Source organism: Arenibacter sp. 6A1, from assembly GCF_012272855.1.
GTDB lineage: Bacteria > Bacteroidota > Bacteroidia > Flavobacteriales > Flavobacteriaceae > Arenibacter.
The window spans coordinates 118165-132574 of record NZ_JAAXCQ010000013.1 but is presented as its reverse complement, the minus strand read 5'-3'; the positions used below and the strand labels follow the sequence as shown (position 1 = coordinate 132574).

General features: G+C 37.8%; 8 protein-coding genes. All 8 read right to left on the bottom strand.

Features of this window, described 5'->3' with window-relative positions:
• Positions 1-4: 4 nt before the first annotated feature.
• The gene (locus HCG49_RS13095) at positions 5-3097 is read right to left on the bottom strand and encodes a SusC/RagA family TonB-linked outer membrane protein (protein ID WP_168469983.1); all 3093 of its coding nucleotides are present in this window, start codon (positions 3095-3097) and stop codon (positions 5-7) included.
• Between the two features lie 661 nt (positions 3098-3758).
• A complete protein-coding gene (locus HCG49_RS13090; RefSeq protein WP_168469982.1) occupies positions 3759-4757 on the bottom strand; it encodes a family 43 glycosylhydrolase in 999 nt (332 codons plus the stop codon).
• A 22-nt stretch (positions 4758-4779) separates the two neighbouring features.
• Positions 4780-5709 (bottom strand): alkaline phosphatase, encoded by a 930-nt coding sequence (locus HCG49_RS13085; protein WP_168469981.1) that lies wholly within the window; start codon positions 5707-5709, stop codon positions 4780-4782.
• 9 nt (positions 5710-5718) lie between these two features.
• Positions 5719-8337, bottom strand: a complete 2619-nt coding sequence (locus tag HCG49_RS13080; protein ID WP_168469980.1) for a GH116 family glycosyl-hydrolase — start codon at positions 8335-8337, stop codon at positions 5719-5721.
• Between the two features lie 43 nt (positions 8338-8380).
• The gene (locus HCG49_RS13075; RefSeq protein WP_168469979.1) at positions 8381-9418 is read right to left on the bottom strand and encodes a hypothetical protein; all 1038 of its coding nucleotides are present in this window, start codon (positions 9416-9418) and stop codon (positions 8381-8383) included.
• Between the two features lie 35 nt (positions 9419-9453).
• Positions 9454-11655, bottom strand: a complete 2202-nt coding sequence (locus HCG49_RS13070) for an alpha-L-fucosidase (RefSeq protein WP_168469978.1) — start codon at positions 11653-11655, stop codon at positions 9454-9456.
• A gap of 13 nt (positions 11656-11668) precedes the next feature.
• Positions 11669-12922, bottom strand: coding sequence for a DUF6786 family protein (locus HCG49_RS13065; protein WP_168469977.1), 1254 nt, complete (start codon positions 12920-12922; stop codon positions 11669-11671).
• Positions 12923-12959: 37 nt separating this feature from the next.
• Positions 12960-14309 (bottom strand): L-fucose:H+ symporter permease, encoded by a 1350-nt coding sequence (fucP, locus tag HCG49_RS13060; RefSeq protein WP_168469976.1) that lies wholly within the window; start codon positions 14307-14309, stop codon positions 12960-12962.
• Positions 14310-14410: the final 101 nt, after the last annotated feature.

The following is a 14410-nucleotide window of genomic DNA, read 5'->3' as shown; positions in this document are numbered from 1 at the left end:
AATTTTAAAACGTTATATCAATACCAAATGAAACCGTTTTTGCAAAGGCATAGTTCGTCCCATAGGAATTATCCTCTGGATCATATCCGCCACCCATAGTGTGGTAATCCCACAAATCGTTCCCACTAAAATATACTCGAACTTTAGTAAAGGACATTAGGTCGACCAAGGATTGAGGTAAGCTATATCCTAATTGAATATTCTTTAATCTTATATAGGCCGCATTTTCCTCATTATTGGAAGAATGCTCGTAATTCCAATATCTGATATTGCTATGGGATAGTCTTGGATATTTGGCGTCGGTCCGGTCTGGAGCCCACGTATTATTGTAATATAATGCGGTTGGGTGATACCATGGTTGATGAAAAGGGACTCTTGCTGTTCCTTCCCTAAATACCGAACGTTTACCAACCCCTTGAAAGAAAGCGCTTAAATCAAAGCCTTTGAAATCGGCATTTAAATTGATCCCAAAACTATACTGTGGATCAGAAGTCCCTAGAATTACCAAGTCTCCATTTTCTCGTTCATCGCTATACGCGTCTATTCTTCCATTGCCATCAACATCTTTGTACATTGCGTCCCCAATACCTATATTACCAGGAACTCCCCCTAATGTTTTATAGGCATCCAAAGTTGCCTGGTCCTGTATAATACCATCAAATTCATAGCCATAGTACAGGTTGGTTCTATAGCCTTCTCTAACACCATTAAATCCTACTCCATAATTGTCGTAACCACCAAGATTCACCACCTTATTATCGTTGTTACTCAACACCAATCTTGCACCATAATTGAAGTCTTTGATATTATCTTTCCAACCGGCGCTCAACTCCCAGCCCCAAGAATCTAACTCGCCATTGTTCCCTGCTGGAGGTGAAGCACCCAAAACAGAGGGCAATGTTACCCCAAGCAACATGTTTTTATTGGTCTTGTAATAATAATCAAAGGAAAGATCTAACCTACTATCTAGAACCGACATGTCTAACCCTAAATTTCTTGAAAGCAATGTTTCCCAGGTTCTAGAATTGGATACCATTCCGGCCAGGGTGGCAGATTGTGCTTTCTGGACATCTCCAAAGGGATATTGCCCCCCAATATTAATATTTTGTACATAATCATACAGACCAATACCTGCCTGATTCCCTAATTCACCATAAGATGCCCGAAGTTTTAAATTATCGAACCAGCCTGCTTGTTTAATAAAATCCTCCTCTGAAAGTCGCCATGCTACAGAAGCCCCTTTAAACAACTTCCAACGTTGTGCTTCGGCAAATTTTGAAGAACCATCATATCTAAGGTTCGCTTCAAAAATATATTTACTTTTGTAAGTATAACCGATACGGGAAATAAGCGATTGCAAGGCATAGTGGTTTCCTCCTCCAGAGTTCGACATATTATCCGTACTTCCTAAATTGAGTGTAAATAATTTATCGGAAATAAAATCATCCCTATAAGCGCTGAACCAGTCATAATCATATTCTTCATGTACGGCACCTGCCATAGCACTCACATTATGAACTTCATTAAAAATATGGTCGTACTGTAAATAAACCGAATAATTCCTTTGATTCGTTTTAGTAAAAGCGTAATTGGCGTTGCTAGGATCGGTTTGGTACTCGTAATAAGCAAATTTATCGTCCCAGAAATAATAAGGGATTTGCTTTTTAATCAACCTAGAGTCATAGGATTCAAACGTTAAACCTGCCTGACCAGTCAAAGTAAGGTCTTCAAAAATATCCCAATCCAATTTTAAGTTCGGAGAAACTCTATTGGTCCATCTCTCACGTGGATCCCCTGCTCTTGCCAAAGCAATTGGGTTGGCATAACCCCATTGGCTAAACCAATTTCCTTCGGGGGTCTTTACGGGAAAGAAAAGCGGATAATTCGATAATCCACTTATCGAACGCCCAAGATTATAGATCTCTTTAGTTTTTAACCTATCATAACTCAATCTTGCATTTAAGTTTAGATTATCTAAAAGGTGGTAATCATAATTCATTCTGATATTAAATCTTTCGGCCTGATCAGGAGCCTGATCGATCATTCCATCATCCTTATTATACCCTAAGGAAAAATAGTAGTTGTTTTTCTCGGAACCACCACTAACACTTAAGTTGTAGTCCTGTCTAAAACCGGTTCCGTATAATTCCTCGAACATATCAACACCTTCATAGAATTGGAACTCCGGAAACCCCTCAAATCTTTCCGGCGGAGCACCGTCAACAATTTTTTGAATCCTAGCATCATCCCAAAAAGGAGCTGTACCGTTAGCAATATCGGCCTCCTGGTTCATTTGAGCATATTGCAATAAGTTTGGATATTGCACTTTGTTTAACGGTTCTGAAAAAGCAGTATTTGCCGAAAACTTTACGATTTGCTTCCCTTTTCTTCCCGATTTTGTAGTTATCAATACAACTCCACCTGCAGCTCTAGAACCATAAATGGCGGCGGCGGCATCTTTAAGGACCGAGATATTTTCGATATCGTGAGGGTTAAGAATATCTAAATCTTCACTGGGGTTACCATCTATCAATATTAAGGGTGAATTTCCTCCGTTTACCGAAGACAATCCTCTTACATTAATATTAAAACCCGATCTTCCGGGCTGACCACTAGATCTGGTAATGGTAACTCCCGGGATTACCCCTTGAATAGCCGACAAGGTATTAGGAGCTGCCTTGGACTCCAATACCTCTGCAGTGACTACTTCAACGGCTCCCGCCAATGTTGCCTTAGATTTTGTACCATACCCCACCACTACTACCTCTTCCAAAGCATTGCTGTCCTCTTCAAGAACTATATTGATGGTATTTGATTCTCCAACGGTGATAGATTTCTTCTTCATCCCCAAATAAGAAAACTCCAAAACATCGCCCCTATTGGCTTTAATAGTATAGTTCCCGTCAAAATCGGCCACTACCCCTATCTTGGTGCCAGATACTACAACATTAGCCCCTGATAACGGCAAACCGTTTTGATCGGTAATTTTTCCTTTAACTGTTCCGGTCTGAACATTGTTATCAAGACTATACGTCTTAAGTACTATCGGTTTCCCGGTAATTAGTTTGTTTTCTGCATGTGCGTTTACACTGCACATGGATGCAATTAAGGCCAGATAAGCCGATTTTTTAATTGCTTTATTACATATGAAAAGTAAACTCTCATTTAAGCAAGGTTTTTTCATCATAATTAAAATTTGATTATTGGTTGATAGTCTTTTGTTTTCACAAACTGGTTAAGTTTGTCGATTGATCTTTTTTAGTTACGCTACTTCATATCATAGTGGTTTATCGATTAGTAATTTCTATACTCTTATTCATTTCTAATACATCTGTAATTTTTTCCAGCACAAATAGCTAATTCGATTTAGCATGTTTCTAAAAAATATATGATTGCCTTAACAATCTACCTTTCCATTTTAAAACTAATTCGATTTAGCTAATATATATAAATTTCAATACAATTTAAAGTATTCTTAAATAAATCTTAAATTTTTAAACAAGTACTGTCTGACTGAAATATAAACTTGATCAATTACCACTAAGAAAACCAACAAAAGGGTTCACCCTTTGGCTTTATCAAATACCCTGAAATTAAGCTCCATGGTCTGCCGGATGTTTAAAGGCGTTTTAGACAAAATATTCCCAAATAATACTAAAAACCCCGTTATATCGTACCTATAACGGGGTTTCAAGTTTATATACCATTAGGTAGTAAAAAGGAAAACAAACATTAACCTCTTAGAACAACTCTATATTTTATTCCCATTCTAAGGTAGCTAAATACAGTCCTTCTTTATCCCAACCTGTATTAGAAATGTACCATTCGTCTTCACTTACCTTAACAACCTCAGGAGCATGCAATGGCAGAGATGTCACAAAATTTTCTATAGGGAAATCTAAGGGATCTTTGGACCAATACACATGAGTTTCATTATAATCGGTCAGTGCGCGGCACACAAACAGGTAGTATAATCCACCTTTTTTAACTATAAACGGACTCTCGGCATCTCCTGCCCAATCGGCTAAATAAGGCTGGGTATGCACAATTTTTGGGCCACTCCAGTGTTTTAAATCCGGACTTGTTCGCACAGCTACACAAGACCTAATATCCACCTCATTAAAAGTACGTGTATAATAAAAGTAATATAAGCCGTTGTCTTTAAATACAAAGGAATCTCTTGCATGTCCTGGATCACTGAACAAGGGATTAAACTCATGTCTTTCCCAATTGAACATATCATCGGATTCTGCCATACACAACTGCCCCCAACTAGCATAATAAGGTGCTTTTTCCTGTAAATTACCTATATTATAAAACATATAATTTTTTCCGTTTTCATGAAAAACATGCGGTGCCCAAAGTACACGTTCTACTCCCGGCTTTACCTTAAGGGCGTAATCATGGTCCTCCCATTTTAATTGCGAAATACTATCTGCTGAAATATGAAATAGTTTATTCTCCCCGGTCCAAGGATTTATGGGTTTATGGCCAATAATCCCATAAGCGTGCCATTTTCCGTCTTGTCCTTTAGCAAAGGTATGGTCATTGGTATACCAAGTCGTATCTATTTCTGATCGGGTATCATTAGGATTAAATATATGTTCCCATTCCCCTGAAATTCTTGGCGTCTGCACCTTCAAGGTAGCTTCTTCCGGTTCCACGACTTTTTTAGAATCCTGTTTGCATCCTATAAACACCAGCGTACCCCCTGCCATCATTAGGGCTCCCGTTATTTTTAAAAGAACTTTTTTCATAATATTACTTTGTTTCGATTTATTAATTAAGGTTTAAAATTTCGGTTACCGGTTTTCCTCGCCATGATTCTGGGACTTTTAACGATAATAGATATGCAATGGTAGCCGCCGTATCGTATGTCACAATTGTATTCTTAAGTTCTCCTTTATTCAATATTCCCTTCCCATAGACGATCCACGGAATCTGTGTTTCCGCTAAGGTTTTTCCCCCATGGCCCGTGTTTATTCCACCATGATCTGCCGTAAAAATAATGATGCTCTCCTGCATTAAGTGCTCCTTTTCCAAGGCCTCTATAAGATTTCCTACCAGCTTATCTACACGAGCTACAGCACTGTAATATTGGGGCGTATCGTGGCCAATAGCATGACCTGTATGATCGGGCTCATCTAAATGTATAAAGGTAAAGGCCGGTTTTTCTTTTATGATAAAATCTATCCCCATCTGCATCGTTTCTTCTTCCGTTTCTCCATTACTATTTAAATCGACCAAGTCTTTTTCAAAAAGGTACCCTATTCCCGACCAACTATAGGACACCCCCATTTTAGCCTCGGGCATTTGTTGGTCTATAACACTGAAAATAGTAGGATATAGCCCGCTTTCACCTAGTACGGCAGAGGGCAGCTCAGGTGTTTTACTTCCCCATTCTGTAAATCCGTGAAGTTCTGGTCCCGACCCCATAATCATGGAAGCCCAATTCACAGCACTTGAAGAAGGTAGTACCGCTCTAGCACTTAAAGAATATGCTCCTCCCTCCATCATTTTTCTTATATTAGGCATCTCTGCTTTATCAAAGGCATAAGCTCCTAACCCATCGGCCCCTACCAAAATAATATGTTTGGCCAAGGGTTCTTTTTTATTTCCAATAAGCTTTTCAGTGTTAGCACAAGACAGGTTTAATAAGATGCTTACTCCGCCAAGAATAGCCAAAACAATCCTAGATCTATTTATCATACTGATTTACTACTTTAAGGTTATAATTGCTTTTAAAACGTCTCCTTTTCCCATGGTTTTGGAGGGTGTTTTAATGTTTAATTTGGCATCTTTTAATTTAGATTCAACCACTTCAAGAGGATCGCCATTTAATGTAATTTGAAGTTTGGAAACCTTTTTCCCTTTAGGAAGTTCTAGCTGTATTTGGTTCAGGTTTAATTTTCCATAATTCAGAACTAACTGTACTTCCTGAATAGTTTCGGATATTTGTTGACTAAATCCACCCCATCCTTCTGCAGTTATAAAGGCTGATTTAAAGTTTTCAGGATTAATTTTCGGTGCGAAACCAACGATCCCCTTAGGTCCATGATATACAAAACCTGAAGCTGCAATAAAGGGAGCATACCCACTCATGGCCCTAGTGTAATGGTTACCGTATTCTATCTCGTTATATGGATTTCTTCTTTGACTAGTATACCGGTTGTGGATTGCCTTTTCTACCTTCAAGCCTTCCTCTACTAAGCCTTCCGAAATTAGGGTAGCCGCTAACTGGTGTTCCTGTCCGGTCCATATTTCACTAAAATAACCAATAACCAGTTTCTCCCACTCATTTTCAATGATTCCGGGAGCAATATCGGTACCGCCATTTGGAAAAGTCGCCATTATAACCCCTGCCTCGTCCTTATCTGCATAATATCGTTTTACAGGGATGTCCGCATTTTTAAGATAATCCCCGTAATGGTCGACAAAATTATATTTAACAATAGAAGCTAAAGCTTTTTTCGTTTTTTCCGGATCTACAATATGTCCCAAGTCTAGTTGCGAACTCCAGAATTGCCCCAGTAATTGATCTACATGGCAACCCACGTTGGTATTGGGAGCTTCGGGATGCTTGGGATCATTTTGCTGGATAAAATATTCCCCATTGAACAACTCATTAGAGATGTTTTTAAAACTCCTTTTAGCTATTTTATCGCATGTCTTAGCAAAGGCTTTGTCTCCCATCTCTAAAGCCATTTCTTTACCTGCCTTTAAAGAGGCTGCATACAAACCGCTTATCCAAGTTATTTTACCATACCAGGTTCTATCTAAAGTATTGTATTGTGGACCCTCCAATATACCATCGGCTTTTCCGGTCTTCTCCATATCCTGGTTAATCATCACCTGAATAGATTTTTTAATCTTTTGCCAGTTTCTTTTCAAAAACTCGCTGTCAGAAGACATAAGGTGCTCCCTATAAATTCGCATCACAGTTCCTGCATGCCCATCGATGGCAAAACCACGACCATCATGCCGTCCTAAGCCACTAAACTCGCCCCTATAGGAAATAATTCCGTTTTCCTGAAAAGACAAACCCAAATCAACTTGTTCCCTTAAATTTTGGGCTAAATCTGGAAAAACACGTCCCATAGCTTGTTCGTAATGAAATACATGGGTACAGGTCCCTTCTCCCAAATAAACTCCTTCATAGGTATAAAACCTACCCTCGCTTTCTTTCCGATCCTTAAGATCGTCGAACCGAACAGAAGCAGTGGTCGCCAAGGTACTTACATTGACAAATGTTCTATCTAGGAACCATTTAGGCAAACTAGAGTTGTACCATGTTTTATTCCAAATCTTGGTGTTTTCTATAAGTTCTGGCTGTTCCATCAAATATTCAGATACCGCAGCCGCATCTTCAAATTGACCACTGTAATAATGCCTTAAATCTTCCTTATTGGTCCAATGATGTCCCCCATCCCATAAATGAACATTGGGAAAGTACCAACTTAAATGGAAGGTAAATGTCTTTTGCTCCCCAGGTTTCAGAAGTACCTTAGAAGACACACTACCTACTAGTTTTTTTCCAATGGTCGAGGTAGCTTCGGTACTTTCTTTTAACGCCTCGTATATTACCGTCCCTTTGTCCTTACTCGCATCGGCATCTCCAACACCTTCTCCTAAGAGTGTTAAACTCATATTACCGGCATCTGGGTATTGATCAGACTCGACATCGATATTCTCACAAATCAATCTTGTGTATTTCCCCGTATTTACTATCCTATTCTGGTGTTGCCCCTTTAACACTTGTTTTTGAGCGCTCCAATAGATCGCTGTATTTTGTAACCAACCGCTTAAGGCAACATCGAGATCGGTTTTCGACTCATTAGTTACCGTATATTCCATTACAACCACAGGTAGTCCGGAGTTATCAGCGTCTGTAGGAATAAATGGCGTATAGGCATTTAGTTCCACTGTTATCGGTAATTGTGGATCCTTATAAGTTACCTTTCCTACAGGATATTCCCCTTGAAAGGTTATATCAGAAAAACCTAACTTATTTAAGGGTCTTTTATACTCAAATCCGTCGTTATTGATTGTAATCCCAAATCCATTCTCAAAGGTATTTTCCTGTACCAATGGATTTAAATAATAACGATGTCCACCTTCATTTCCAGGCGTTATTTTAGCAATATTAAATATATCCCAATACCACAATTGGCCATCTCCTCCTAAATATACCTGTCCGGCTGCAATCCCACCGATGGGCATGCCTATATACTCTAACCGTTGCTCCCCTGTCCTATGTAAGTTTTGTTTATTTGATTGGGCACCTGCTATTTGTAATCCCAAAACCAATATAAAGACTAGTAATTTTGACTTATTCATGTGTTAAATCCTTTTAGCTATATCGCGCTATTTTTTTATATTTTTAATTATTCTTGTATGATTTTCTCGATACCTTAGCCTTTTCCGGTTGTTTTAACCAGCCCAACTCTGCCATAGTAACACCATGACCATTTAAATAATGAGCATCTTCAGGCCCGCAAGAAGTAATATACTCTTTCCCTTTATAGCTTAAAACCTCCGCTGCATGCCCAAACAAAGTGGTCAAGGTATTATTCTCATAATCAAAATAGTCTGGATCCTCAGAAACCACTACAATGGTTTCCGCATAACGTCTGTGGGCATAGGTAAAGAAAAGGTAATACAATCCGTTTCTTTCTACAAGAAATGGCGATTCTATCAGGGTTGCCCAGTTATTATCATTGATCCCAAGAATGGTCTCAGGGTCTTCAAAAGTGATAAAATCTTTGGTTCTAATTCTCAATACCTGGGTTTGCTTTACACCTTTATTTCCAGTGGCCACCACATGTATCCAATACTTTCCATCATTCCCCTTCATTATATGCGGATCCCTGGTACCTACCCATAATTTGTTAGGTAAAATAGCTTGTTTATTGGTTTCCCAATCCACCAAATCATCAGACCAATACACCTCTAGCTGTCTTTTTTCTCGCCATTGCTCTACCACCATAGCCCAACGTTTTGTTTCTTCATGCCAAATTACGAACGGAGCTCCGATATACTCAGTTCCTTTTATTTCATTAATAGCAAATGGTTCTCGCTTCCAATTTTCGGTGGCACTATCTGAAGTTAAATGCCCTAGATAGGGATGGTATCTATACAAGTCCTTTCCTTTGGGAGGAAACGGATTATTAATTCCAAACCAATGAAGCATTCCTTCTTTATCTACTACAAAACAATGGTCATTGGTAAACCATTTGTTTTCGTCAAAATCCTCTGAAGGTTTTGGATTGAATATCTGACGACTTTCGCCTTTCAAGTAAGGGATTTCAGCACGCTCCAAAATGGTTTTGTGAGAAGTATATTCTTTCTCTTTTTTAGAACCACAGGATAGCATTCCAAAAAAAATGCTTCCTACTAAAACTATATACAATCGTTTCATTTTTATTTCTTCTAATGTAATTGTAAAATAACTTTCTATTCTAAAATATCAATTTCAGCAATGCTTGCCGAAGAACTTCCTCCAGCCCCCCTGTTGGAAACAATTTGAACATATCTTGCCTTTACTTTTTTCACAAAACGAACCTTACGTGCTGTAGGATCATTAATGAGGTTACCTAAATCAAAGGTTTGTACAGTTCTCCATGAAGTTCCGTTTTTACTTACTTTTATAATTCCTTTCTCTATAAGACCTTCTTTAAAATTTAATGGTGGCGTATAAATAAAACCTCGAATCGTTTTAGTTTCTTTTAAATCGATTGTTAATTCTGGCGCTCCACTTCCAGAATTCCAATAGGTTTTTACATCAGCATCTATAGCATTCTCTGGCTTGTTTTTTTCATTTTCATGTGTTCCTTTTACGTTCCAATCCTTTTTAACCAACCCAAACTCTCTTTCTGCCAAACTACCTGTTTGTTCCTTATCAAATGCCTTCGCTTTTACTACTCCCGATTTCAAGAAAAAAGGATCGGAAAACATTGGTGATTTGTCATTCGGTATTTTTCCATCGGTAGTATATCTAATAACCAGGTTTTTGGAAATACTTTCATTTACATCAATACCATGCGTTTTCCAGTCGAAATCGCTTTTTTTAGGGGCAATAGACACCTGTCCATTTAGATTACGGCTAATTTCCAACTGTGGTGGGCGTGGAGTATAATAATGTGCAGAAACATTCGATAAGGAAGGTTTTGAACGAGCTTCCAAAATTCTTATTCTTAATTTATGGGTAGTCACATCAGGAAACCTCAAAATTCTTTTATAGCCTATTGTAGTGCTTTCTACTACTTGCTGCCATTTATTGTTTACCCAAGCGTCCAATACATGTTTCTCTATACGTTGTCCATGAGTTTGAATAGCTTCTTGCAGCAAAAATCGATTTAATGTGATGGCTTGCGGTAAAGTAATGACATAAGTTCCCTTACCGTATTCTCCTAAAACATAGGTGTTTTCATTTGAATCAAGAATAGCAGTTTCACCTTTGGCTCCTACCAACAAATCATTATCATAGGTTTCCCTAATTCTTTTACCAACTTCTTTAAGCACACTTACATCTTCATCAGAAAACTTCCCTTCTCTATTGGGAGGTATATTTAATAGAAAAGTAGAATTACCACCAACGGCACGCTCATAAATATCGAATACATCATCTGCACTACGTACTTTTTGTTCGTCTTCATTTCTATAAAACCACCCTTCCCTTATAGAAGTGTCTGTCTCTCCTGGTAAATAATGTAAATATTTAGCATTTGCTAATTTTTCCCTGCTCCCAATATCACCGTGCAAATCTGGAAAAAGATTCATTTGATGAGGATCTTGATCAAAAGGAACAACATCCCATTCTGTTTCACGCGTTGCTCCAGACTCATTGCCACACCACCGTACGTCTTCTTTTCCAAAGATTACGGCATTGGGGGCTAAAGTTTGTATTAATTTTTTCCATGCCAAATAATTGTATTTCTGACCACCTTTACGTTTTGGATGAGCACCATCAAACCACACTTCATGGATAGGCCCATATTCTGTTAACAATTCAAAAAGCTGATTAAGAAAGTATTCATTATAGTCATCAACATTAAACTTAAATGTCGTTTTATTCGCAAAAGGTCTTCCTTCTACAGGTCTTGGAATAACCCTATCTGTGTACTCACTTAAATTTCCATATAGACCTTTTTCGTTTTCTATTTGATACAAATCGGCAGGTGATAGATACACACCCAGCTTTAATCCGTATTTTTCACAAGAAGCTGCCAGTTCTTTTAATACATCACCTTTGCCATCTTTAAAAGGTGAGGACATAACACCATGTTTTGTATAGCGTGATTGCCAAAGAACAAAACCATCATGATGTTTGGCCGTAAACATTACCAACTTCATTCCTGCTTCTTTAGCTGTACGACACCATTGGTCTGTATCTAAATTTTGGAGATCAAAAACTTTAGGATCTTCAAATCCATTACCCCATTCTTTTCGGGTAAAAGTGTTGACCCCAAAATGAACGAAACACGTAAATTCCAATTTTTTATAGGCATACTGATTGGCAGTAGGAACTACTACTGCTGCTTTTTCAACAATATCTTTATGTGAATCTTCAGGTTCAATTTTAATAGTTCGTTGACCTTGAGCATATCCTACTAAAGATATTACAGCACATAGGAGGGTTGTAAAATTTCTTTTCATGACATATATGTAATTAAAATACAGCTTCAATTTCGTCAATTGAGACCTTTAATATTTGTTTTGAGATTTGATTCAATACCTCTTTTGAACTTTTAAAATGATACATACGCTGCGTATGATTATAACTTTCTCCTGGTACTAATGCCAAGGCAGGTGAAGAGCTTTCCAATTCATAAAAGGGTCCCATTTGAGATCCATCTTCTAAAGGTCCATCATTATATGAATTCAAGGCATCTCCTGAATAAGGATCATCTTGTAATTCCCATGCAGAATTGACATACTTATCCTCTGCCTTTGGCTCCTGAATTTGTAAAATTGTCAACACCTTATTTTGTGCATCATAACTGCCTATAAATTCAGTTGCTCTTAATGGTGAGAACCCAATCTTTCCACGACTTTTACCATCAGCTTTAAAAAACACATTTTGATCAGTACTTTTTAATCTATCATCAGCTACTTTGCCAAAATAATTATCATTAACCTTGATTCCTTTCTCACTTTCTGAACCTACTTTTATGGGTGCTACAACGGTTACTTCAGGAGAAGGAGTCATCATACTCAACAACCAAATCGATAATAGACCGGAATCTTTTTCCCAAGCCTTATCTCCAATATTCTTTACAATATTTTTAGTTTCATATGCCACAGATAAAAAATCATCAGACTCCAATTGTAATGATTCCTTTATTTGTTCTTTTGATAATATGGTTACTTCACGTTGTACATCAATATTGAATTTCGTTCCAGTATAATTTACCAAATTCATTTTTTTTTGGAACGCTACACTATTTTCATTTTTTCCAATTACTTTAAACTCCTCTGTATCTATTGCAGTAGGTACATACCAGTTTTCAAATTCAAAACTTTTATCTTTTGAAAAATAAATTGAAAATTGACCGCCCTCAGGCCCTAACCAAAAACGTTCTTCCCCCCCGGTTGGATTAAAATGTTCTTTGGTTTCTTTTGAACTAATTAAATCATAATTCAACCATCCAAAACTCATCCCTTCAGCTCCGTTTAAGGTACTTGTCATAACACGTCCTTGTAGTTCTGGAGATAAAATAATACTCGATTTTTTATCATGGCTTTCCAAAACAATAGTCCCTTTGTACTGTTCCTTTAAAAATTCTCTATCATATCCAAAACTCCCTTTTTTAAAACTCATTTCCTTCTTGTTATTTTGTGCCTCCTCCTGTTTTTTGGGTTTACATGCCAACAGGGTCATCCCCAGAATCAGGAGCCCACACCAATATTTATTTATTTTCATTTCTCAATTTTTTTTTAGTTTTAAAACAGTACCCTATCTATAGTTTATATTTTATAGACCTGTAGCCAAATATTGCGACTACCACAAAACAAACCAAGGGCAAAACAAAAGAGATATTTACCTCTGGAACTCCTAAAATACGTATATCTTCGTATCCAGGCCCTCCTACATCTAAGATAACCCCTTGAAGGGAAGGCATAATAGCTCCTCCTACAATTGCCATGACCAGAAATGCTGAGCCATATTTAGTATCCTCCCCAAGGCCCTCTAAGGCTATCCCATAAATAGTCGGAAACATAAGTGACATACAAAACGAAATAGCAACCAAACTATACAATCCCCAGATACCATGAATAAAAATTGTCCCAAGCGTACAGATTATAGCAGCAAGCGCAAGAATTGACAATAATTTTCCTGAATTTATAAATTTAAGCAAGTAGGTACACAACCATCGACCGATCAAAAACACCCCTAAGGAAGACATGGCATAATAGACGGCCGTTTGATTATTTATTCCTAAAGTTTCGGCATATTGATAAATATAAGTCCAGCACATAATTTGAGCTCCCACGTAGAATGTTTGAGCAACCACCCCACCAACAAAGCGCTCCTTTTTAAACAATCGCTTAATTGACACCCAAACAGCAGTATCATTTTTATGGGAATTTTCCGGCATATTAGCACAGGCTATCACCGCAAAAAATATAAGGACGAAGCATCCCAAGGCGACATAAGGATCCCGAATCACTAATAAATCGGCTGTCTTAATAGCTGCTTTAGCCTCTAAAGTCAGTGTTGAAAAATCCACATCATCTGATTGTAAAGCTCCTAACACAAATGTCTGAGCTACAAATAAACCAGACAGGGCTCCGATAGGATTAAAAGCTTGAGCCAAATTTAGGCGTTGGGTTGCCGTTCTTGGGTCTCCCATCGCCAATATATATGGATTTGCAGTAGTTTCTAGAAACGCTAACCCAAAAGTAAGTATATACAATGCCGTTAAAAAAAAATAATACTCTTGATACACTGCTGCGGGATAAAACAACAACGATCCTATTGCATATAACCCAAGCCCTAACAGCACTCCTTTTTTATAGGAATATTTTTTTATAAAAATAGCAGCGGGAAGCGCCATGGTTCCGTAGCCACCATAAAAGGCCAACTGCACTAATGAAGCCTGAAAATTATCCAATTCCAGTATTTTCTTGAAAGCAGAAACCATGGGGTTCGTAATATCGTTAGCAAAGCCCCATAAGGCAAATAACGAGGTAATCAGAATAAAAGGCACTACGACCTTTTTGGCTACAATAGGAACTTTTTTCTCCTTAACGATCTCGTTCTCCGTAATAGTCTTTTTAGGTCTTTCCTGGGTTATCGTATTCTTCATAAATATGGTTTGGTTTATTATTTTAAATATCCTAAGCTAGTTCTTCCAAATTCTCATATCACCAATTTTTCTAATACCGCTTACCAAGTCTCATTTTTATA

What these genes read in the sequence shown, in the direction of transcription:
- HCG49_RS13095 (WP_168469983.1), bottom strand. Translation starts at nt 3,097, where the DNA reads ATGTGCAGTGTAAACGCACATGCAGAAAACAAACTAATTACCGGGAAA.
- HCG49_RS13090 (WP_168469982.1), bottom strand. Translation starts at nt 4,757, where the DNA reads ATGAAAAAAGTTCTTTTAAAAATAACGGGAGCCCTAATGATGGCAGGG.
- HCG49_RS13085 (WP_168469981.1), bottom strand. Translation starts at nt 5,709, where the DNA reads ATGATAAATAGATCTAGGATTGTTTTGGCTATTCTTGGCGGAGTAAGC.
- HCG49_RS13080 (WP_168469980.1), bottom strand. Translation starts at nt 8,337, where the DNA reads ATGAATAAGTCAAAATTACTAGTCTTTATATTGGTTTTGGGATTACAA.
- HCG49_RS13075 (WP_168469979.1), bottom strand. Translation starts at nt 9,418, where the DNA reads ATGAAACGATTGTATATAGTTTTAGTAGGAAGCATTTTTTTTGGAATG.
- HCG49_RS13070 (WP_168469978.1), bottom strand. Translation starts at nt 11,655, where the DNA reads ATGAAAAGAAATTTTACAACCCTCCTATGTGCTGTAATATCTTTAGTA.
- HCG49_RS13065 (WP_168469977.1), bottom strand. Translation starts at nt 12,922, where the DNA reads ATGAAAATAAATAAATATTGGTGTGGGCTCCTGATTCTGGGGATGACC.
- fucP (WP_168469976.1), bottom strand. Translation starts at nt 14,309, where the DNA reads ATGAAGAATACGATAACCCAGGAAAGACCTAAAAAGACTATTACGGAG.